Annotated in this window: 14 protein-coding genes; 7 read left to right on the top strand and 7 right to left on the bottom strand. The window is 63.9% G+C overall.

Annotation, left to right across the window (positions count from 1 at the left end; all coding sequences use genetic code 11):
* Positions 1–200 precede the first annotated feature (200 nt).
* Entirely contained in the window at positions 201–1,679 is a 1,479-nt protein-coding gene (gene rpsA / locus ACOQFP_RS17525) for a 30S ribosomal protein S1 (protein WP_206488683.1), read from the top strand.
* 172 nt (positions 1,680–1,851) lie between these two features.
* Here rpsA and ACOQFP_RS17520 read toward each other — a convergent pair whose 3' ends face one another.
* Positions 1,852–2,061 carry a hypothetical protein gene (locus ACOQFP_RS17520; RefSeq protein WP_206488682.1) on the bottom strand — a complete coding sequence of 70 codons (210 nt, stop codon included), beginning with the start codon at positions 2,059–2,061 and terminating at the stop codon, positions 1,852–1,854.
* 129 nt (positions 2,062–2,190) lie between these two features.
* On the opposite strand from ACOQFP_RS17520, the gene coaE reads away from it, so the two are divergent.
* Together coaE and ACOQFP_RS17510 are read left to right on the top strand one after the other, a co-directional pair.
* Positions 2,191–3,408 carry a dephospho-CoA kinase gene (gene coaE, locus ACOQFP_RS17515; RefSeq protein WP_421585031.1) on the top strand — a complete coding sequence of 406 codons (1,218 nt, stop codon included), beginning with the start codon at positions 2,191–2,193 and terminating at the stop codon, positions 3,406–3,408.
* Positions 3,409–3,469: 61 nt separating this feature from the next.
* Positions 3,470–4,933 carry a DUF2252 domain-containing protein gene (locus ACOQFP_RS17510; protein ID WP_421585030.1) on the top strand — a complete coding sequence of 488 codons (1,464 nt, stop codon included), beginning with the start codon at positions 3,470–3,472 and terminating at the stop codon, positions 4,931–4,933.
* Positions 4,934–4,941: 8 nt separating this feature from the next.
* Here the strand turns inward: ACOQFP_RS17510 and ACOQFP_RS17505 are convergent, their stop codons facing one another.
* A complete protein-coding gene (locus tag ACOQFP_RS17505; protein ID WP_341244868.1) occupies positions 4,942–5,487 on the bottom strand; it encodes a DUF402 domain-containing protein in 546 nt (181 codons plus the stop codon).
* Between the two features lie 77 nt (positions 5,488–5,564).
* Here ACOQFP_RS17505 and uvrB point away from each other — a divergent pair, with 77 nt between their 5' ends.
* Both uvrB and ACOQFP_RS17495 read left to right on the top strand, forming a co-directional pair.
* A complete protein-coding gene (gene uvrB, locus ACOQFP_RS17500; protein ID WP_421585029.1) occupies positions 5,565–7,727 on the top strand; it encodes an excinuclease ABC subunit UvrB in 2,163 nt (720 codons plus the stop codon).
* Positions 7,728–7,757: 30 nt separating this feature from the next.
* Positions 7,758–8,624: an SCO6745 family protein gene (locus ACOQFP_RS17495; RefSeq protein ID WP_206488677.1), complete on the top strand. Its 867-nt coding sequence runs from the start codon at positions 7,758–7,760 to the stop codon at positions 8,622–8,624.
* A 6-nt stretch (positions 8,625–8,630) separates the two neighbouring features.
* Here the strand turns inward: ACOQFP_RS17495 and ACOQFP_RS17490 are convergent, their stop codons facing one another.
* Together ACOQFP_RS17490 and ACOQFP_RS17485 are read right to left on the bottom strand one after the other, a co-directional pair.
* Positions 8,631–9,488, bottom strand: a complete 858-nt coding sequence (locus ACOQFP_RS17490; protein ID WP_421585028.1) for an ABC transporter permease — start codon at positions 9,486–9,488, stop codon at positions 8,631–8,633.
* The gene (locus ACOQFP_RS17485; RefSeq protein ID WP_421585027.1) at positions 9,485–12,343 is read right to left on the bottom strand and encodes an alpha/beta fold hydrolase; all 2,859 of its coding nucleotides are present in this window, start codon (positions 12,341–12,343) and stop codon (positions 9,485–9,487) included. Before ACOQFP_RS17485 ends, ACOQFP_RS17490 begins: the two co-directional genes overlap by 4 nt.
* 182 nt (positions 12,344–12,525) lie before the next feature.
* Between ACOQFP_RS17485 and ACOQFP_RS17480 the strand changes: the two genes are divergently transcribed.
* A complete protein-coding gene (locus tag ACOQFP_RS17480) occupies positions 12,526–12,978 on the top strand; it encodes a universal stress protein (protein WP_032378962.1) in 453 nt (150 codons plus the stop codon).
* A 67-nt stretch (positions 12,979–13,045) separates the two neighbouring features.
* Here the strand turns inward: ACOQFP_RS17480 and ACOQFP_RS17475 are convergent, their stop codons facing one another.
* From ACOQFP_RS17475 to ACOQFP_RS17465, 3 genes are all read right to left on the bottom strand, one after another.
* Positions 13,046–15,367, bottom strand: coding sequence for a HelD family protein (locus tag ACOQFP_RS17475; RefSeq protein WP_421585026.1), 2,322 nt, complete (start codon positions 15,365–15,367; stop codon positions 13,046–13,048).
* 149 nt (positions 15,368–15,516) lie between these two features.
* A complete protein-coding gene (locus ACOQFP_RS17470) occupies positions 15,517–16,773 on the bottom strand; it encodes a DoxX family protein (protein WP_206488673.1) in 1,257 nt (418 codons plus the stop codon).
* 131 nt (positions 16,774–16,904) lie between these two features.
* The gene (locus ACOQFP_RS17465) at positions 16,905–17,594 is read right to left on the bottom strand and encodes an MBL fold metallo-hydrolase (RefSeq protein ID WP_206488672.1); all 690 of its coding nucleotides are present in this window, start codon (positions 17,592–17,594) and stop codon (positions 16,905–16,907) included.
* Positions 17,595–17,852: 258 nt separating this feature from the next.
* Here ACOQFP_RS17465 and uvrA point away from each other — a divergent pair, with 258 nt between their 5' ends.
* Positions 17,853–20,780 carry an excinuclease ABC subunit UvrA gene (uvrA, locus tag ACOQFP_RS17460; RefSeq protein ID WP_421585025.1) on the top strand — a complete coding sequence of 976 codons (2,928 nt, stop codon included), beginning with the start codon at positions 17,853–17,855 and terminating at the stop codon, positions 20,778–20,780.
* Positions 20,781–20,862 lie beyond the last annotated feature (82 nt).

The raw sequence follows: 20,862 nt of genomic DNA, 5'->3' as shown, positions 1-20,862 counted from the left end.
CAGGTTTGTGCTGGTACTGCGGCATCGCGTACCCTGTTCAACGCGAGTGTGTTCATGCTGCGCCCAGGTCGGGTTCACCCCGGCGTCGGTGCTGCGGAATCGGCAGCGACGTTGCCGACAATGCTCGTGCTGCACATGTTCTACAGGTCCGACCGAACATCCATCAACCGATACCCAACCCGTCCGGAGCAACTCAACACATGCCCTCAACCACAACCTCACCGCAGGTAGCCGTCAACGATATCGGCTCCGCAGAGGATTTTCTCGCCGCCATCGACGCCACGATCAAGTACTTCAACGATGGTGACATCGTCGAGGGCACCATCGTCAAGGTCGATCGTGACGAGGTTCTGCTCGACATCGGTTACAAGACCGAAGGCGTCATCCCTTCCCGTGAGCTCTCCATCAAGCACGACGTCGACCCCAACGAGGTCGTCTCCGTGGGCGATGAGGTCGAAGCTCTCGTCCTCACCAAGGAGGACAAGGAAGGCCGCCTGATCCTGTCCAAGAAGCGAGCTCAGTACGAGCGCGCCTGGGGCACCATCGAAGAGCTCAAGGAGAAGGACGAGGCCGTCAAGGGCACCGTCATCGAGGTCGTCAAGGGTGGACTCATCCTCGACATCGGTCTCCGTGGCTTCCTTCCCGCCTCGCTCGTCGAGATGCGTCGTGTCCGCGACCTCCAGCCGTACGTCGGCAAGGAGATCGAGGCCAAGATCATCGAGCTCGACAAGAACCGCAACAACGTGGTCCTGTCGCGTCGCGCATGGCTCGAGCAGACTCAGTCCGAGGTTCGCAGCGAGTTCCTGCACCAGCTGCAGAAGGGCCAGGTCCGTAAGGGCGTCGTGTCCTCCATCGTCAACTTCGGTGCCTTCGTGGACCTGGGTGGCGTCGACGGCCTCGTGCACGTCTCCGAGCTGTCCTGGAAGCACATCGATCACCCGTCCGAGGTTGTCGAGGTCGGCACCGAGGTCACCGTCGAGGTGCTCGACGTCGATCTGGACCGCGAGCGTGTTTCGCTCTCGCTCAAGGCAACTCAGGAAGATCCGTGGCGCCAGTTCGCTCGCACCCACGCGATCGGCCAGATCGTGCCCGGCAAGGTCACCAAGCTCGTTCCCTTCGGTGCATTCGTGCGCGTCGAAGAGGGCATCGAGGGCCTCGTGCACATCTCCGAGCTGGCCGAGCGCCATGTGGAGGTTCCGGACCAGGTCGTGGGTGTCGGCGACGACGCACTCGTCAAGGTCATCGACATCGATCTCGAGCGTCGTCGTATTTCGTTGAGCCTCAAGCAGGCCAACGAGGACTACGCGGAAGAGTTCGATCCGTCCAAGTACGGCATGGCCGATTCCTACGACGAGGGTGGCAACTACATCTTCCCCGAGGGCTTCGACTCCGAGACCAACGAATGGCTCGAAGGCTACGAGAAGCAGCGTGAAGAGTGGGAAGGTCGCTACGCCGAGGCGGAGCGTCGCCACAAGATGCACACCGCTCAGATGGAGAAGACGGCCAAGGACGAAGCTGCCGAAGCTGCCAACGCCAACTACTCCTCCGAGTCGGGCCAGGCTCCCGCTGATGCAGAAGGCGATGCTCCCGCAGCGTCGGCTCCCGCGTCGACCGGTGGATCGCTGGCCAGCGATGCGCAGCTCGCTGCACTTCGTGAGAAGCTGTCGGGCAACGCCTGATAGATGTCGTCCGCCCGTGAGGGTGTGACTGCAGCCCCGGTTCTCGTCACGAGAACCGGGGCTTTCTCGTTCGAACACCTGGTCCGGCGGAACGTCCCGGTACAGGAGCCGGCGAAACGACGATGGACCCGGTTCGAGTGAACCGGGCCCATGGTGTGAGGGGGAGTGCGAACTACGCGGCGGTGGCTGGACTCCACTGGCCGACGCTCGCTGTGCGCTTGCGCATGGTGGCGAAGCTGTGGCGAGCGGGAGTCAGAAGATTGGTGAACCAGTTACGCCGGTGGTCGGCCAACGCCGAGGCAACTTCCGGAATGAGAACGCAATGAACGCCTGCATCCATGCCAAGGCGGTGCCGACCCGGTTGGATCTGATTGCTTCGCATGGGTGTCCTTTTCGATAGCAGTGGGTCGGCACATCGTGGTCGCGCTCGTCGAAGATAACCGACACACCTCCGAAAACGGTGCATTTGAGGCTGGTGTGCTTCGGCGTGTTCGAGTGACAGACTGGGTGCATGCTGAGACTGGGACTGACAGGTGGAATAGGCGCCGGAAAATCGACTGTCGCGAAAGTGCTGACCGAACAGGGGGCCGTTCTCGTCGATTCCGATGTTCTCGCCCGCGAAGTCGTGGAGCCGGGAACGCCTGGGCTGCAACAACTGACGGACACGTTCGGCCCCGACATACTCGAACCCGACGGCACCCTCGACCGGCCGGCCCTGGCGGCCAAAGTCTTCGGCGACGAACAATCGCGTCGGAAACTCAACGCGATCGTGCACCCCTTGGTCGGCGCACGTACGACCGAGATCATCGACGGTGCGGCCGCGGATGCCATAGTGGTGCAGGACGTTCCGCTCTTGGTCGAAGGATCGATGGGCCCGTTCTTCCAGCTGGTGGTCATCGTCTGGGTCGACGCCGAAGAACGGGTACGCAGACTCACCGGTCAACGAAACATGGTGGAGGCGGACGCACGAGCCCGAATCGCAGCCCAGGCCACCGACGACGCGCGTCGAGCGGCAGCGGACGTGTGGATCGACAACACCGGAGCTCCGGGCAGTATCGACGAGCAGGTACGTGCGCTGTGGAACGAACGCTTGATTCCGTTCGAGCGCAACATCAGAGAGGGCGTCGTTGCCCGGATACATCCGGAACTGGTGACCGCCGACCCGGCATGGGAATCGCAGGCCCGCCGAATCATCGGTCGCCTTGCCCTCGCCTGCGGCGACAAGGCCGTGCGGATCGACCACGTCGGCTCCACTGCTGTGCCCGGGCTCGATGCCAAGAACGTCATCGATATTCAGGTCACGGTCCGCGCACTGGAGGATGCCGATGCGGTAGGCGACCAGTTGCGCTCGGCAGGATTTCCCGGTGTCGAGGCCAGCAACTACGACGATCCGAAACCCGCATACGGCATCGGTGGTGAAGCCGATCCAGCGGTGTGGGGCAAACGTTTTCACGGCAGCGCCGATCCCGGTCGACCCGTGAACGTTCATCTTCGAGTGGACGGTTGGCCGAATCAGAAGTTCGCTCTGCTGTTTCGTGACTGGCTCCGTGCCGAGGCGGGAGCAGCCACTGAGTACGAGGCAATCAAGCGACGTGCCTCCGAGGCGGCTGCCGGAATCGCGGACTATTCAGCGGCCATCGTGGCCTACGAGGACGCGAAGGCCCCATGGTTCGACGTGGCATACCGTCGAGCATGGCAATGGGCGGCGGACACCGAATGGTCGGCATGACGGCTCGGCCTCTGGCTCGGCGGCGATTGAAGTAGCCGCTCCCCGGGGTATGCGCACAGCCATGACCGCGAAGAAGTCCACCGCAGACACGAAGAAGCCGCGCCCAGATACGAAGAAGTCGCCCGCAGATTCCCAGCCCTCCGATGCGGGAGACGGGTTGGGCGGCGGCACAACGGCGTCTCGGTTCGAGGCTTTCCGCGATCTCGCTCAGGCCAGAGCCCGGGGCCAGATGGTGTTTCTTCCGCGTCACCTCACTGGTCACGAACGGCGCAGGCATGTGCGTCAGACCATTCGCGAGGATCATGAGAAGCGGATTGCCAACAAGGACGAAGGGGCCGTCGCCAAGTTCGACAAGCTACACAAGAGCGTCTTTTCGTTCTTCCGCGGAACGTGCCTGCTGTTCTACCGCGATATCGCGGGCGAGGACGCGTGGATGCCGACGGTCCTGACTCTCGGCGATGTCCACCCGGAGAACTTCGGAGTGATGCCGAGCGTGGACAACGTACCGATCTTCGGCCCCAATGATTTCGATGAATCGTTCTACGCACCGTTCACCTGGGACCTCAAGCGTGGGGCGACGGCGTTCATGATCGGGGCGGGGGCCGAGGGCGGAAAGGGTCGCAAGAAGCAGCGGAGGATCGCTGCCTGCTTCGTGAGTGGCTACATCGACGCCATGGAGCAACTCGCCGCAGACTCCAGCGAGCAATACCAGCAGATGCGCCAGGACAACGCGCCCACACTGATCAGAAAGCTGATCGAGGACTCGCTGGAGGATCGATCGCACTGGTTGTCCAGGAAATATCACGACGAGTACAGCTGGGGTTTCAAGGCCGACGACGAGCACGTACCGATCACCCACCGGTTGCCCGAGTTTCAGCGGGCACTCGAGCGTTTCGTCGAGGACAACGGCGTCGAAATACCGGATCGCGCCGGCGAACTTCGGGTCAAGGATGTCTGTAAACGGCTCGGGCAGGGCACCGCTTCACTGGGCCTGCCTCGCTACTACTTGAAAGTGGAAGGCCCGCGTCAGGACGGGACAGACGACATCATCATCGAGTTCAAGCATGCCCGCCGTTCTGCTCTGGACGGTCTGACGCCACCGTGCGACTACGTGGTCGACGGTGATGCCGGCCGCATCTCCCATGCGCAGGCGGTACTACTCGTCGGCGGCGACCGCTTCTACGGTGCGGCCGAGGTCGACGGCGTTGCGTTCATGGTTCGCGAGCGCGCTCCGTTCCGTGACGACATCGATCTGGACGACCTGTCCGGCAAACAATGGAAGAAGTACGCCAGGATCTGTGGCCGCTCGCTCGCCCAGGCCCACGCATTGTCCGACGAGGCGGGTTTGGTCGACCACGACATCGAGCCCGAGATTCTCGCCTCCATCGGTCCGCGCGAGTTGTTCGTCGACGACATCATTTCCTTTGCCGACGATGCAGCGCAGCGAGTACGCGAGGATCACGAGCACTTCCGGGCCGATCACGAACTGGGGGCGTTTCGGTTCATCGACCGGGTGTTCCGGTGACGGAAGAATCAGGACGGTTTGCCCCGCCACTCGGTCGGCATCCCGACCGAAGCCAACCACGCGTCGAGATCGTAGTCGTGCCGTGTCAATCCCTCGATGGCCGTGATCGATCGGGTCAACGCGCGCTCGGCCGTCGCGGTGTCCAGGTGCTGTGCGACCCGCGCGTCGAACAATTCGTCGACGTCGAGTAGGTCGTAGTCTCGGCCGGTACGGACGCTGAGGTCGAGGTAGTGGTCTATCGACGACCACTGAGTGGTGCCTGCCGTGTACTCGCCGATGTCGACGTAGTAGTCCTGATCGCGGGCGTGCGCGGGAAGGTAGTGGAACACCGAGGCTCGGAGCCCGAGCGTCGGCAGCAACCAGGACTCCAGATAGTCGAAGTGGGCGTGGTCGGAGGGGCGGGCCATGTACAGCCCCCACGGTTCGACGCGGTACTCGTCGACGACGCGCACGAACCCTTTGGGGTCGATGTTGGTCTTGGCAACGAGGTCGAAGGTCTCGTGTTTGGGAGGGTGAACGACGGTGTGCGCACCTGCGGACCTGTGAGCGACCATGCCTGTAGAAACTACCGTGAACCGACGCGGTGGGTCGGCCCTCTGAACTTGTCGGTGGGCGCGTCTACGCTTGTGAAATGGCGTTTGCATCCGAACATCCCGTTGTCGCACACTCCGAACACCGCCCGGTGGGCGCGATCGAGCGCACCGGGCCGGCCTTCGAGGTCGTCAGCGATCATGTGCCGGCCGGGGATCAGCCCACCGCCATCGCCGAGTTGGAACGGCGAATCCAGGCGGATGAGAAGGACGTCGTGCTGCTCGGTGCCACGGGTACCGGTAAATCCGCTACGACGGCGTGGCTGATCGAGAAATTGCAGCGTCCGACGCTGGTGATGGCTCCGAACAAGACATTGGCCGCGCAGTTGGCAAACGAGCTTCGCGACATGTTGCCCAACAATGCGGTCGAGTATTTCGTGTCCTACTACGACTACTACCAGCCCGAGGCGTACATCGCGCAAACCGATACCTACATCGAGAAGGACTCGTCCATCAACGACGATGTCGAGCGTCTGCGGCATTCCGCTACGGCATCGTTGCTCTCGCGACGCGACGTCGTCGTGGTGGCCTCGGTGTCCTGCATCTACGGTCTCGGTACTCCGCAGTCGTATGTCGACAGATCGATCGAGCTCGAGGTCAACGTCGAGGTTCAGCGCGATGCACTGCTTCGCCTTCTGGTCGACGTGCAGTACACCCGCAACGACATGGCCTTCACCCGCGGGTCGTTCCGGGTCCGCGGCGATACCGTCGAGATCATTCCCTCGTACGAGGAGTTGGCGATCCGCATCGAGTTCTTCGGCGACGAGATCGAAGCGCTCTACTACCTGCATCCCTTGACCGGAGACATCGTCCGGCAGGTCGATTCGGTTCGCATTTTTCCTGCCACGCACTACGTCGCCGGGCCCGAACGCATGGAACGCGCGGTCAAGGACATCGAAGCCGAACTCGAGGACCGTCTGGCCGAGCTGGAGAGCAAGGGCAAGCTACTCGAGGCGCAGCGGTTACGGATGCGGACCCAGTACGACCTGGAGATGATCAAGCAGGTCGGGTTCTGCTCGGGAATCGAGAACTATTCCAGGCATATCGACGGTCGCGGTGCGGGGACCGCACCGGCTACATTGATCGACTACTTTCCGGAGGACTTTCTGCTCGTCATCGACGAGTCGCACGTCACCGTCCCGCAGATCGGTGCGATGTACGAGGGTGACATGTCGCGCAAGCGCAACCTCGTCGACTTCGGTTTCCGTCTGCCGTCCGCTACCGACAACCGTCCGTTGACGTGGGAGGAGTTCACCCAGCGAATCGGCCAGACGGTCTACCTCTCCGCGACCCCGGGCAAGTACGAGCTGGGGCAGACCGGGGGAGAGTTCGTCGAACAGGTCATTCGTCCGACCGGGCTCGTCGACCCCAAGGTCGTCATCAAGCCGACCAAGGGGCAGATCGACGATCTCGTCCATCAGATCCGTGAGCGCGCGGACAAAGACGAGCGCGTACTGGTGACCACACTGACCAAGAAGATGGCGGAAGATCTGACCGACTACCTGCTCGAGCTGGGTATTCGCGTCCGCTACCTGCACTCCGATATCGACACCCTTCGGCGAGTCGAGCTGCTCCGCCAACTTCGATTGGGCGAGTACGACGTGTTGGTGGGCATCAACCTTCTTCGTGAGGGACTCGACCTCCCCGAGGTTTCGTTGGTGGCAATCCTCGACGCCGACAAGGAGGGGTTCCTGCGCAGCGGCACCAGTTTGATCCAGACCATCGGTCGCGCGGCGCGAAACGTCTCCGGCGAAGTACACATGTACGCAGACAAGATGACCGACTCGATGACCTACGCGATAGAGGAGACCGAAAGGCGTCGCGAAAAGCAGATTGCGTACAACAAGGAAAGGGGTGTCGATCCGCAGCCGTTGCGCAAGAAGATCGCCGACATCCTCGACCAGGTGTACGAGGAAGCAGACGACACCGACTCCGTCGTCGAGGTCGGTGGATCCGGTCGAAATGCGAGCCGGGGACGCCGGGCGCAGGGCGAGGCAGGCCGGTCGGTGAGCTCGGGTGTCTACGAGGGGCAGGACGTCTCGTCCATGCCGAGAGCAGAACTGGCAGATCTGATCAAGAACATGACCGACCAGATGATGAACGCCGCACGCGAGTTGAAGTTCGAGCTCGCAGGTCGTCTCCGGGACGAAATCCAGGACCTCAAGAAGGAACTCCGCGGCATGGATGCAGCCGGCCTGAAGTAGACCGGCGGCAGAGTTCGATACGGTTCGGAGATGGACGCAACAACCGCAGGGCGCACCTCGCGTGCACTCGAACTCATCCACTCGACCACGTACTTCCTGCCCGAAACGCAGGAGGCCCTCGTTGCCGCTGGATTACCGCCGCGAGCCTGCTATTTCGCGGGCCGCGCAGCGCCTCTGGGGCGGGTGGGTGCCGGTGTGGTGACTGCTACGTTCTACAACTTCAACCGTGAACTGATCGCACCGTTGATCCCGGCGGCCTGGGACATCGCCTCGCCCGAGGCGATCATGTCGATCCGGTACGAGACTCTCGATGCCGCCTTCACTCGACTACTCGGCCCCGAGGTGGTGACGTCTGCGGACATGGCCGAGGCCGCAGACCTCGCGTCGATCGCCGCCCGGGGAATCCCCGGTGACGACGGTCGGCCCCTGTACGCCGCATATGCCGAGTTGGACTGGCCGACTGCGCCGCATCTGGTTCTGTGGCACGCCTTGACGCTTATCCGCGAGTACCGCGGTGACGGGCATATCGCCGCGCTGCAGACCGCGGGCTTGAACGGTCTCGACGCGCTGATCACCCATACCGCCACGGGATACGGATTCGAGAAAGAGTTCGCGCGCACGCGTCGCGGGTGGTCGACGGAGCAGTGGGATTCGGCTGTGTCCTCGCTGTCCGATCGAGAACTTCTCTCGGCCGACGGCTCGCTGTCCGAGGACGGCAGAGATCTCCGCAAGCTGGTCGAGGACATCACCAACGATCTGGCTACGGCACCCTGGGCGGCGCTCGGCGAGGACGGGGCCGCACGGCTGGTCTCGCTCGCGACGCCGTGGCGCGATGCGCTGGTCGGCCACGGCGTCTTTCCAGCGGGCGTCTTCGGACCCGCAATCGCCAAGAAGTAGGTCGGGTCAGCTGGTGATGTCTTTGGTGGCGAAACGCCGCCAGGCGATCAGCCCGAACACTGCCGCGTAGGTCACGGCCGAGAACGAGCCGACCACCATGTCGTTCCAGTCGATACTCGTTCCGAAGGCATCGATCCACGAATTCGCGTAGTGCCCGGGCAGATAGTTTCGAAGCGACCCGAGTGCCGTGATCTGATCGAGGATCTGCATGAGAATCGACGTCATCACCGCCCCGCCGACAGCCCCGAGCGGGGCATCGGTGAGCACCGAGAGCAGCATGGCCAGTCCGGCGACCCACAGCAGATTGATAGCGATGTATGCGGCCGCGATGAGCAGTCGGAGCAGCGAGGTGCCGTACGGAAGTCCTTCACCCAACGGGGTGATCAGCGATTCGGCACCGTACAACACGGTGCCGATCGCCAGGGATACGCCGACGAGCACCGCAAGTGCTGCACCGGACAAGGTGGCCGACACCAGCGCCTTCTGCATCAGCAGCCGGCTGCGGGGTACCGGAATCGCCAGCAGGTATCGCAGACTCGACCAGGACGCCTCGCTGGCAACCGAATCGCCGAAGAACAGCGCCACCACGACGATCAGCAGAAAACCCACCGACATGAACAGTGCGAACACCGTGAAGTTCATGCCGCCCCTGGTGCCGAGTTCGATCAACCCGCCGGCGTCGGAGTCGGCACTCGAGCTGCCGACGGTGAAGGCGATGGCCAGGATCACCGGGAGCAGGGCCAGAAAACCGATCGCCAACTGAGTGCGGCGTCGGCCGAGCTGCCTGCGCAGCTCGGTTCGGAACGGCAGTGTTTGTCCGCCGGTATAGCCGCTGGCGCGGCCGTCCGTGTGCGTGATGCTCATTGCTGATCCTTGCTGGTGTCGGATCCTGGATTGTCCCGGTGGACGAGGTCGAGAAAGACATCCTCGAGGCGCGTCGATTGCGAGAAGCCACGCACCGAGACGCCTGCGGTCACGAGTTCGGTGATGACGGCGGCGGAGTCCGCGTCGGTCAGGTCGACAGTCACGGTTCCGTCGTCGACGATCACAGCGCCGTCGTGGCCTGCGGCCTCGAGTACAGATCGTGTGCGGGTGGCGTCGTCGACTCTGATTTCGGTCTGCCCGCCCGCTGCGGTCAGTTCTCGGACAGTGCCCGAACTGATCACCGAACCGCGATTCATGACCACGACGTGGGTGCAGGTCTGCTCCACCTCGGCGAGCAGATGACTCGAGACCAGCACCGTACGGCCCGTTTTCGCGTAGTTGATCAGGACGTCGCGCATCGTCCTGATCTGCGGCGGGTCGAGTCCGTTGGTCGGTTCGTCGAGGACCATCAGGTCCGGCAACCCCAGCATCGCCTGGGCGATCGCGAGGCGTTGCCGCATTCCCTGGCTGTAGGACTTGACTTTGCGTTCGATCGCGGTCCCGAGATCGGCGATCTCGAGTGCTTCGTCCAAGTGGGCGTCCTCGATCGGACGCCCGGTCGCCTCCCAGTACAGCCGTAGATTCTGCGTCCCGGTCAGGTGCGGGAGAAAGCCGGACCCCTCGACGAAGGAGCCGAGCCTGGACAGCACCGGTGCACCCGGGGTCACCTTGTGGCCGAAGACGCGGATGTCGCCACCGGTGGGTGCGATGAGTCCCATGAGCATCCGCAGCGTGGTGGTCTTTCCTGCGCCGTTCGGACCGAGCAACCCCAGAACCTGGCCCTGCTTCACCTCGAAACTGACACCGTCGACGGCTCGGAAGCCGTTGGAGTACGTCTTGGACAGGTCCGTGATCACCAAGGGTGTGTCGACGAGATCCTCGTCGACCTCTGCCACCGTCCGGCGTCTGGTGCGTACGACTCCGGCGACGATGACACACCCCACGAGGAGGAGGACGACTCCGATGCCGATCAGCGGTGTGATCGGAACCGTGCTGTTCGCGCTTGCCACGGCAGCGACGGTCGGCAGCGCAATGACGTTGTCGGTCATGGCCACACTGAACTGCGCCGGCTCGAGCGGTACGGCGTAGGCCTGGTCGGTGGTGGAGATGCTGAGCTCGAGGCGATGGCCCTGCTGGACGGTGTAGCTGATGCCGGGGAGAACGACGGTGACATCGACGGGGTCGATGCCCTGCGTGTCGGGGAGGCGGATCGCCGAGACGCCGCCGCCGGGGAGCGTTCTGGTGCCGTTCGGCGCGACATCGTAGAGCTTCGCGAACAGCACCGACTGACCCGGCGCAGCGAGCGAGGCCACCCGCAGATTCACCCGTGGCGCGCCGGTGATCGTCACGGACGAGTCGAGAGGCTCGCTGCTGAAGGTCGCAGATTGACCCGGCAGATCAGAGGTCAGAGCTGCGCCCGCTCCGGTCGATCCCAACGCCCCGAGCACCGATCCCAGGCCGGGTATCGACGATATGGCCGACGGTGACGCGCCGGGCGGGCGGATGATCGACTGATTCTCGGCGGTAGCGGTGAAGTCCACCGATCGGGTCCGAGTCGAGTCCGAGTCGGAGGCCAGCCCGGGATAGTCGGGAGCAGTCATCCGTCGATTGCGGTCGCTTCGGCGCTCATCGATCGCACTCTGCGTGGAGTAGACGAAGGGCTCGGCCCCGCTGCCCGACGGCGAGTTTCGAAGTGTGTTGTCGAAGAAGTCGGCGATGGCTCGATCGCTCGCCGCGTTCGTGCCTCCTGCGTCGTGTCCGCCATCGAACCACCGCACGGTGACGTTGCCACCGGCGGCCGCGATCTGACGGGCCGTCGCATCGGCTTGGTCCACACCGAACAACGTGTCCTGGGTGCCCTGCACCAACAGGGTCGGGGCGGTGATGTTCGACGCCACCGCGACCGGCGAGTGGGCGGTCAGCAGATCGAGCAACTGTTGACTGGGGATTCCCGTCACGGCGGACTGGGTGTACGCCTCGCAGAATTCGGGTGCGAACCTGCCACAGGCCGTCGCGCTCTCGGCAGTACCTGACGGCTCGCCGGCCGAGTTGGCGTCTGTCGTGTTGCCGGACTGTCTGCTCGTCGCGCCGACGCCGAAGAACACTCCGGCCCATCCGCGCTTGAGGACGCCGGGCCCACCGTATTCTGCAGCAGCGGGAGTGGTGATGTTGCCCAGCGCTTGTCGAGCCTCGGCCGAGGTGATCCCGTAGTTGGGGAACAGCGCCTGTCCCAGATCGTTCCACGTGATCGCAGCGGCAATGGAATCGATGCGGGGATCGGTGCCGCCTGCGCTCAGAGCCAGTGCGCCGCCGTACGAACCGCCCGCGACGCCGATGTGCGGATCGCCGGGTCCGTCGAGTTGCACTTCCGGTTGTTCGGCGAGCCAGTCGATGAGTCCACGTGCGTCGGCGACCTCACGATCGGGATCGTTGATCGAGATCGAACCCGTGCTGGCACCGAACCCACGAGCGCTGTACGCAAGGACGGTGTACCCCCGGGAAGCCAGTTCGCGCGCCTGTCCGTCGACCGAGTCCTTGCTGCCGCCGAACCCGTGGGCGAGCAGTACCGTCGGCGCTGGGGTGGAGGCGGGGACGTACAGGCGTGCGTCGATATCGACGGTCCCCGTCGAATCGGGACTTTCCGGTAGCGTGATGCGCGCATCACGGGTGGTCGTATCGGCGCTCGGGTCCTGGGGGAGGAATACGAATGCGAGAGCGGCCAACGCCAAAACTGCGATCACGGCGGTGCCGACGATGACGGCCCGTCTCGACAGGGGCGGGCGGGGAATCGGCATGCAAACCAATGTATGTGAGTGTCGCAGATCGTGTTGTTCCCCAAGTTCACGTGCCGATCGGCCGGTTCCGGCTAATGTCAGCGAATCAGTCCCCGGACCACGCATTTCGGTCCTGTGACTTGCACCAATCGAGTTCGACCAGAAGTGTCACATCTGTGTGTGACCGACCAATGGAGGAATGAATGAGCGCCTACCGCACCGTCGTCGTCGGGACCGATGGCTCCGAATCGTCCCTGCGGGCAGTGGAGAAGGCCGCGGCTCTGGCGGGGGACGCAGATGCCACCCTGGTGATTGCCTGCGCGTATTACCCGGCCGATCCGAAGGACACCTCTGCTGCTGCCGACGCATTGCGCGAGGACGCCTACCAGATCACCGGATCGGCTCCGACGCGCGAGATCCTGCGCACTGCGCGCGAGCACGCCACCAAAGCCGGTGCCAAGAACATCGAGGAAAAGGCGATTGTCGGCGCTCCCGTGGAATCGCTGCTGGCACTCGTGGACGAGGTGAAGGGCGACCTGCTCGTCGTCGGCAACCGCGGTCTGAACTCGTTGACGGGCCGTCTGTTGGGATCGGTCCCGTCGGACGCCGCGCGCAAGTCCACCTGCGATGTTCTGATCGTGCACACCGTCCGCTGATTTCATCGCGCACAACACCCACCGCCTCCGCTGTGATTCGGGCCGGCGGTGGGTGTTGTGCGGTGCCCTAGGCTGCAGGCTCGAACGTCCGGAGGGCCGAGAGCTCAGCTGGCAACGCCTCGACGTGCACCACACCGAGCCTCTGCGTTGCTCGGGTGAGCGCCACGTACAGGTCGTTCATGCCTTTGGCCGAATCGGCCACGATGGCACCGGGTTCGACGATCAGCACCGAATCGAACTCGAGTCCCTTGGCATCCTTGACCGTCGACACGGTGACCAATTCCGATGCCAGGTGGCGGAATCGATCGACGTGGCCGGCGGGCGTCAGCACTGCGCTCAGGCCTGGGCGCGGGTGCTCGGCCACTCGCTTCTCCACCGCGGTGACAAGATCTTCCGGTGCCACCCTCTGAGCCCAAGGAAGTACTCCGGTGCTCCGGATCGACCGCGGCTCGGACTGCTCGGGATCGATGGCTGCCAGCACCTCGTGTGCCACAGCCATGATCTCGGACGGTGTTCGGTAGTTCACGGTCAGTTCGGTGCGCTTCCAGCGCTTGGCCACATACGGTTCGAGAACCGATCCCCATGACGAGGTTCCGGCAGGATCACCGGTCTGCGCCGTATCGCCAACCAGAGTCATCCATCGATTCGGTATGCGCCGCATCACCATTCGCCACGCCATCGCAGACAGTTCCTGCGCCTCGTCGACGATCACGTGCCCGTAGGTCCACGTTCGGTCACCGGCTGCCCGCTCGGCTGTGGTGAGTCGTTGACCCGAATTCTGCCGTCGCGCAAGCTGATCCGCATCGATGAGGTCGTACGCCATCAGAATCTCCGGATCTAGTTCGTCCTCGAGGTCCTGCGGTGCGGAACCGGTCAGGATGTCAAGGGCACCCTGGGCGTCGGCGATCTGGCCGCGCCATTGACGTTGTGCCTGTTCCCGTTCGGCGGCGTCGTCGACGCCGAGAAGCTCGGCGAGTTCGTCGAGCAGGGGAGCATCGGCCGACGAGAAGCCGTGGCCTCGGCGGACGAGCGCCTCACGCTCTGCCTCGTCCAGTGCCGGCGCGGCCGAGGCGATCTTCTCCGGTGACGCGAAGAGATCCCGCAGGACCTGTTGGGGAGACAGATCCGGCCACAGTTCGTCCACGGCGGCCATGACGTCGCGATCCTCGCGCATCTCCTCGCGCATGTCGGCGATGTCGTCGGCGCTGAGCAAGCTGGACCCGTCGACGAGGTTCTGCCCGAGCTTCGCTGCCAATTGGTTGGCCAACTGGTCGATGACCGAGGATACGAACAGCGGCCGAGCCAGGTTGTGCGGTCGCCGGGACGAGCGGGCGCGACCGCGAGCGCGGGTGACGATCTTGCGATCGAGCGTGATGTCGTAGGTGTCGAACGTCAGTCGACGGGGCTGGGAGGGGACTTCCTGACGGTCGCGTACCGCCTGGGTCAGGACCTCGACCATCGACAGTCTGCCCTTGATCTCGGTAGCCGACGCCGAATCCTCGCGCTGTGCGCGAACTCCCGGGTACAGGTCGCCGACTGTGGACAGCAGCACGCCGGTCTCGCCGAGCGAGGGCAGAACCTGCCCGATGTAGTCGAGGAAGGTCGCGTTGGGACCGATGATCAGCACGCCGCTCTTACCCAGTTGTTGACGGTAGGTGTAGAGCAAGTACGCGGCGCGGTGCAGGGCGACGGCCGTTTTGCCGGTACCGGGTCCACCCTGGACGACCAACACACTGCGATGCTGGGATCGGATGATCGCGTCCTGCTCGCTCTGGATCGTCTCGACGATGTCGTTCATCTGACCGGTACGAGCGGCATCCAGTGCCGACAGCAGCGCACTTTCGCTGGCCACGCCACCGGCCACGGCACTGTCGCCGGATGATCGCGCCGAGTTCAGATCGAGATACTCGTCGGCGATCGACGTCACCCGGCGGCCACGAGTGCGAATGTGTCTGCGTCGCAAGACGTTCTCGGGCGCCGCCGGGGTGGCCAGATAGAACGGCCTGGCCATCGGTGCGCGCCAGTCCAGCAGCAGCGTCTCGTAGTCGTTCTTGTCGTCGAGAATCCCGACGCGGCCGATATAGCGTTCGGGACCGTCGTCGATCTTGGGATCGAGCGAGTCCGGATCGAGGTCGATACGTCCGAAACAGAGTCCGTTCTCGGCTGCGTCGTACTTGGCTATGTCCTCGGTGTACATCTGGTTGAACGATTCGCGCTCGCTACGGGCCTGCGGGGTACCGCCGGTCTCCAGCAGCACTGCGCGCAATCGGTTGGCTGCATATTCGCGTAACGCGTCGAGCTGGGTGTACAGCCGCGTCAGGTATGCCTGCTCGAAGTCTTCTTCGAGCGGCACACCGGAGCTGCTCGATGTGTGGCCGTCTTCCGGCAAAGGGTCTCCTCGGGAGTTCGGCCGAGGCGAAGATATCGCCTCGAAATCAGCCAGAGCAGTCTACGCCGCACCACGGCCCTGCCGCAGAACCTCGGTTCCGGGGCAGGGCCGTGCAGCCGTGCGTTGCTGATGTGATCAGCGAGGCTTCTCTACTTCGCGTACTGCTGGATCTTCTTGTCCAGGTTCTTCTGAGCCTTGGCGACACGCTTGTCGAGCTTGGCCCGAGCCTGCTCGGTCGCCTTCTCGAGTTCCTTGCTCTGCTTCTCCGCACGCTTGCGGGCCCGCTTGCTCAGCGTCTCGACCCGACCGGACGCCAGGTCGGCCCAGGTTGCTCCGCGCTTGTGCGCCTCGTCGGCAAGGACGGCACCACGGTCGGCGGCGAGCTCGGCCAGCTTGGAGCCACGCTTGTGCGCTACGTCGGCCAGGTCCACACGCCGATCGGCGGCGACGTCGGCCAGCTTGGATCCGCGCTTGTGTGCCTCGTCGGCCCAGTCGCTACCGCGGTCGGCGGCGAGTTCGGCCAGTTTCGAGCCACGCTTGTGGGCCGCGTCGGCCAGATCCGATCCTCGGTGTGCTGCCTTGTCGGCCAGCTTGGATCCGCGCTTGTGTGCCTCGTCGGCCCAGTCGCCGCCGCGGTCGGCGGCGAGTTCGGCGAGTTTCGAGCCACGCTTGTGCGCTTCCTCCGCGAGCTCCGAACCCTTGTCTGCTGCGATGTGTGCCCAGCGGTTCAGCGCAGGCTGCGTCACCTCGGCCAGCTCGGAGCCCTTTTCTCCGGCGATGTCGGCGAGCTTGGCCAACTTGGGCTGGGCAGCATCGGCGAACTTGGCCAATTGCGGCTGCGCGGCATCGGCAAAATCTGCGCTCCGGCTGGCCGCGATCGACGCGAACTCCTTCACGCGCTCCCCGGCTTCGTGGGAGGAATGTCCGGGCAGTGCCGAGACCACTGATTCCTGCGCGCGCCGGGCGGCGCGTCGGCTGCGCCATGCCACGGACGGCTTGCCCTCGGTATCGACTGCCGCGATCAGCAATCCGCCGAGAAGGCTGAGGTTCTTGAAGAAGTGAATGCGCTGGGCGGCCTTGGCCTCCGGATCGGTCTCGTTCCAGAAGGCGTGACCGGCGAGTGTCGTCGGTACGAGGCTTCCCGCGAGAGCGAGTGACGCGATGCGCGGAGCCTTACCGGTAGCCAGCAGAATGCCGCCTGCGACCTGAATCCCGCCGTTGACCCGAACCAGAGTCTCCGGATCGTTGGGCACGTTGGTCGTCACCTCGTTCGGCAACGCGGATTTGCCCTGCTCGATCAGTGGAGCGGCAACCTTTGCCTTGCCGCTGGGATTGCGGAGCGCGTCGACGCCCCCGGCGATGAAGATCGTGGACATCAACGGACGGGCGATACGGCGGACCAGCATGTGACAGCCTCCTGCGTAGTAGTTCTTGTCATCGGCGTACGGAAATCGCACACCGGCCTGATGTTCACCGATGTGCGTCCTTTGTCCCCACCTTCATACCCCGTGATCGGCGCTCTCAAGCGCGCCGGTCGTCACCAGCCCCGTTCACGCCATTCGGCCAGGTGAGGCCGCTCTGCACCGAGAGTGGTGTCCTTTCCGTGTCCGGGGTAGACCACGGTGTCGTCACCGAATCGATCGAACAGTTTTGTCGTCACGTCGTCGAGTAGATGCGTGAAGTCCTCGGCGTCTCCGGTCTTGCCGACGCCGCCGGGAAAGAGTGAATCGCCGGTGAAGAGGTGGGTGCGTGCGCCCTCGGAATCGGTGAGTGCGAGCGCGATGGAGCCGGGGGTGTGCCCGGTCAGATGGATCACCTCGAAGGTGAGCTCGCCCACCGACAGGGTGTCTCGATCGGCCAACAGGCGGTCGGGAGCGACGGGCAGCGGTTCGGCATCGAGTTCGTGCGCGGCAGTCGGCGAAGCCGTGCCTCCTGCGATGTCGGCCAGCGCCTGCCAGTGATCGGCGTGCTGGTGTGTCGTGACGATGAATGTGAGCGTCGGCGCATTCTCGTCGATGAGCAACGAGATGCGTTCGGCCTCGTTGGCAGCGTCGATGAGCAGGGAGTCTCCCGTTGCGGAACACACGACCAAGTACGTGTTGTTGTCCATGGGGCCGACCGACATCTTCGTGATCGTCGCGCCGGGTATCGTCCGCCGCTGCGGCGCCGATCCCTGTGCGACGACACCGGTGTACTCGTCGTCGATGACCAAGAGGTGCTCGTCCATTTCGAGGACGCTACCGTCGGCGGCGACGTGCGGGGCGCTGGGGTCGGGAACGTGGAAAAGTGTGTCGGTGCCTGGACCTACCATTGCTAGCGGTGAGTTTCGTCGCTCACCGAGACAGGTTTTCGACGTGAGGTCCTCGGTTACACGAGCGTGTGGCCGTACGCAGGCACCACACGTCATCACGCGACTCGTACATCGTGCAGCGCTGCGCCCGCAGCAGTGCGGCTGGACGTGCTCGTTCGGAAAGAAGGGAACACAGTGGCGGATCGCCTGATAGTGCGAGGTGCACGAGAGCACAATCTTCGGGGAGTCGACATCGACCTGCCCCGAGATGCACTGATCGTGTTCACGGGCCTGTCCGGCTCGGGAAAATCGTCTCTCGCCTTCGACACGATCTTCGCCGAAGGTCAGCGTCGCTATGTGGAGTCGCTGTCCGCCTATGCACGGCAGTTTCTCGGCCAGATGGACAAGCCGGACGTCGATTTCATCGAGGGCCTCTCACCCGCGGTCTCGATCGATCAGAAGTCGACCAACCGCAACCCGCGGTCGACCGTGGGCACCATCACCGAGGTCTACGACTATCTCCGTCTGCTGTACGCCCGGGCGGGAACGGCTCACTGCCCGGTGTGCGGCGAACAGATCGCCAAGCAGACTCCCCAGCAGATCGTCGATCAGGTCCTGGACATGGAGGAAGGTCTCAAGTTCCAGGTCCTCGCGCCCGTGGTGCGCACCCGAAAGGGTGAGTTCGTCGACCTGTTCGATTCGCTCAACACCCAGGGGTATTCCCGTGTACGCGTCGATGGCGTCGTGCACCAGCTCTCCAGTCCTCCAGTGCTCAAGAAGCAGGAGAAGCACGACATCGAGGTGGTCGTCGACCGCCTGACCGTCAAGTCCAGCTCGAAGCAGCGACTGACCGACTCGGTGGAAACCGCGCTCCGACTGGCCGACGGCATCGTGGTCCTGGACTTCGTCGATCGTGACGAGAACGCAGCGGACCGTGAGCGCCGATTCTCCGAGAAGCTCGCCTGCCCCAATGGTCACCCGTTGTCCATCGACGATCTCGAACCCCGGTCCTTCTCCTTCAACTCCCCGTACGGTGCCTGCCCGGACTGTGTGGGTCTTGGTGTGCGCAAGGAGGTCGATCCCGAACTCGTCGTTCCCGACGGCGACCTCAGCCTCGCCGACGGTGCCATCGCGCCGTGGTCGATGGGACAGACGTCGGAGTATTTCGGCCGGCTGCTCTCCGGGCTGGCCGACGCGATGGGGTTCGATCTGAATGCGCCGTGGAACAAGCTGCCGGCCAAGGTCAAACGCGCTGTGCTCGAAGGCAGCGACCACCAGGTGCATGTGAAGTACAAGAACCGCTACGGCCGAACACGTTCGTACTACGCCGAGTTCGAAGGTGTGATGCCGTTCCTGCACCGCAGGCTCGAGCAGACCGAGTCCGAGCAGATGAAAGAACGCTACGACGGCTACATGCGCGACGTGCCGTGTCCCACCTGCAACGGTGCGAGACTGCGACCGGAGATCTTGTCGGTGACCATCGCTGCAGGCGATTTCGGGCCGAAGTCGATCGCCGAGGTGTGCGAACTGTCGATCGCCGAGACCGCCGACTTCCTGAACAGCCTCACCCTGGGACGGCGAGAGGAAGCGATCGCGGGGCAAGTGCTCAAAGAGGTGCAGGCGCGGCTGGGCTTCCTGCTCGATGTCGGTCTGGAATACCTGTCGCTGGCTCGAACCGCGGGCTCGTTGTCGGGCGGCGAGGCGCAGCGAATCCGGCTGGCCACTCAGATCGGTTCGGGTCTCGTCGGCGTGCTCTACGTCCTCGACGAGCCGTCGATCGGTCTGCACCAACGAGACAATCGTCGACTGATCGATACGCTCACGCGGCTGCGTGACCTCGGCAACACCCTGATCGTGGTCGAACACGACGAGGACACCATTCGTACCTCGGACTGGGTCGTGGACATCGGTCCGTTGGCGGGTGAGCACGGCGGACGGGTCGTTCACAGCGGATCCTACGAGGATCTACTGACCAACGAAGAATCGCTGACCGGCGCATATCTCGCGGGGCGCCTGGAGATTCCACTTCCGGACACGCGTCGTGTCGTCGACAAGAAGCGCCAGGTCACCGTGGTCGGTGCTCGCGAACACAATCTGCGCGGTATCGACGTCAGTTTCCCCCTCGGTGTGCTGACCTCGATCACCGGTGTATCCGGCTCGGGCAAGTCCACGCTGGTGAACGACATCCTCGCGACCGTGATGGCAAACAAGCTCAACGGGGCCCGGCAGGTTCCCGGCCGACACACGCGGATCAACGGACTCGACCAACTCGACAAGCTCGTTCGCGTCGACCAGTCGCCGATCGGACGTACCCCCCGGTCGAATGCGGCCACGTACACCGGGGTGTTCGACAAGATCAGGACGTTGTTCGCGGCCACCACCGAAGCCAAGGTTCGTGGCTATCAACCAGGACGGTTCTCGTTCAACGTCAAGGGCGGCCGGTGTGAGGCGTGCTCGGGAGACGGCACTCTCAAGATCGAGATGAACTTCCTGCCGGACGTCTACGTTCCGTGTGAGGTCTGCGAGGGTGCGCGATACAACCGCGAGACGCTCGAAGTCCATTACAAGGGCAAGACCATTGCCGAGGTTCTGGACATGCCGATCGAGGAGGCCGCGGACTTCTTCGAGGCCATCACCTCGATTCACCGGTACCTCAAGACGCTGGTCGAGGTCGGCCTCGGCTACGTCCGTCTCGGGCAGCCCGCGACCACGTTGTCCGGCGGGGAGGCGCAACGCGTCAAATTGGCGGCAGAGCTGCAGAAGCGGTCCACCGGGCGCACGGTCTACATTCTCGACGAACCGACCACCGGCCTGCACTTCGAGGACATCAGGAAGTTGCTCGGCGTGGTGAACGGTCTGGTGGACAAGGGCAACACCGTGATTGTCATCGAGCACAATCTCGACGTCATCAAGGTGTCCGACTGGATCATCGACATGGGCCCCGAGGGCGGCTCGGGAGGTGGAATGGTTGTGGCACAGGGTGATCCGGAGTCCGTCGCGGCCGTGCCGGAAAGCTACACGGGTAAGTTCCTGCAGGAAGCGCTCACCCGGGAGTCGGTTGTTTCGGCCCCGGTGAAGAAGCCGGCGAAAAAACGCAGGCCACGCAAGGTTGCTGCGGTCTGATCCGAGCTGGGAGTCCGATCGCCCACGCGAACAGGCCACCCACGCGAGCAGGCCATCTACGCGAACGAGGACGCCGCATCCG

The sequence above is a fragment of the Rhodococcus sp. MALMAid1271 genome (genome assembly GCF_049195265.1).
Lineage (GTDB): Bacteria > Actinomycetota > Actinomycetes > Mycobacteriales > Mycobacteriaceae > Rhodococcoides.
Note: the sequence above shows the minus strand (reverse complement) of the source record. Positions and strands in the feature narration are given on the sequence as shown.

Bases quoted from the DNA above. Each gene is read 5' to 3' on its own strand.
- ACOQFP_RS17510 (WP_421585030.1), top strand. From the start codon at position 3,470: ATGACCGCGAAGAAGTCCACCGCAGACACGAAGAAGCCGCGCCCAGAT.
- ACOQFP_RS17520 (WP_206488682.1), bottom strand. From the start codon at position 2,061: ATGCGAAGCAATCAGATCCAACCGGGTCGGCACCGCCTTGGCATGGAT.
- ACOQFP_RS17470 (WP_206488673.1), bottom strand. From the start codon at position 16,773: ATGCTGGTCCGCCGTATCGCCCGTCCGTTGATGTCCACGATCTTCATC.
- uvrB (WP_421585029.1), top strand. From the start codon at position 5,565: ATGGCGTTTGCATCCGAACATCCCGTTGTCGCACACTCCGAACACCGC.
- ACOQFP_RS17490 (WP_421585028.1), bottom strand. From the start codon at position 9,488: ATGAGCATCACGCACACGGACGGCCGCGCCAGCGGCTATACCGGCGGA.
- ACOQFP_RS17485 (WP_421585027.1), bottom strand. From the start codon at position 12,343: ATGCCGATTCCCCGCCCGCCCCTGTCGAGACGGGCCGTCATCGTCGGC.
- coaE (WP_421585031.1), top strand. From the start codon at position 2,191: ATGCTGAGACTGGGACTGACAGGTGGAATAGGCGCCGGAAAATCGACT.
- ACOQFP_RS17480 (WP_032378962.1), top strand. From the start codon at position 12,526: ATGAGCGCCTACCGCACCGTCGTCGTCGGGACCGATGGCTCCGAATCG.
- ACOQFP_RS17495 (WP_206488677.1), top strand. From the start codon at position 7,758: ATGGACGCAACAACCGCAGGGCGCACCTCGCGTGCACTCGAACTCATC.
- ACOQFP_RS17465 (WP_206488672.1), bottom strand. From the start codon at position 17,594: ATGGACGAGCACCTCTTGGTCATCGACGACGAGTACACCGGTGTCGTC.
- ACOQFP_RS17505 (WP_341244868.1), bottom strand. From the start codon at position 5,487: ATGGTCGCTCACAGGTCCGCAGGTGCGCACACCGTCGTTCACCCTCCC.
- rpsA (WP_206488683.1), top strand. From the start codon at position 201: ATGCCCTCAACCACAACCTCACCGCAGGTAGCCGTCAACGATATCGGC.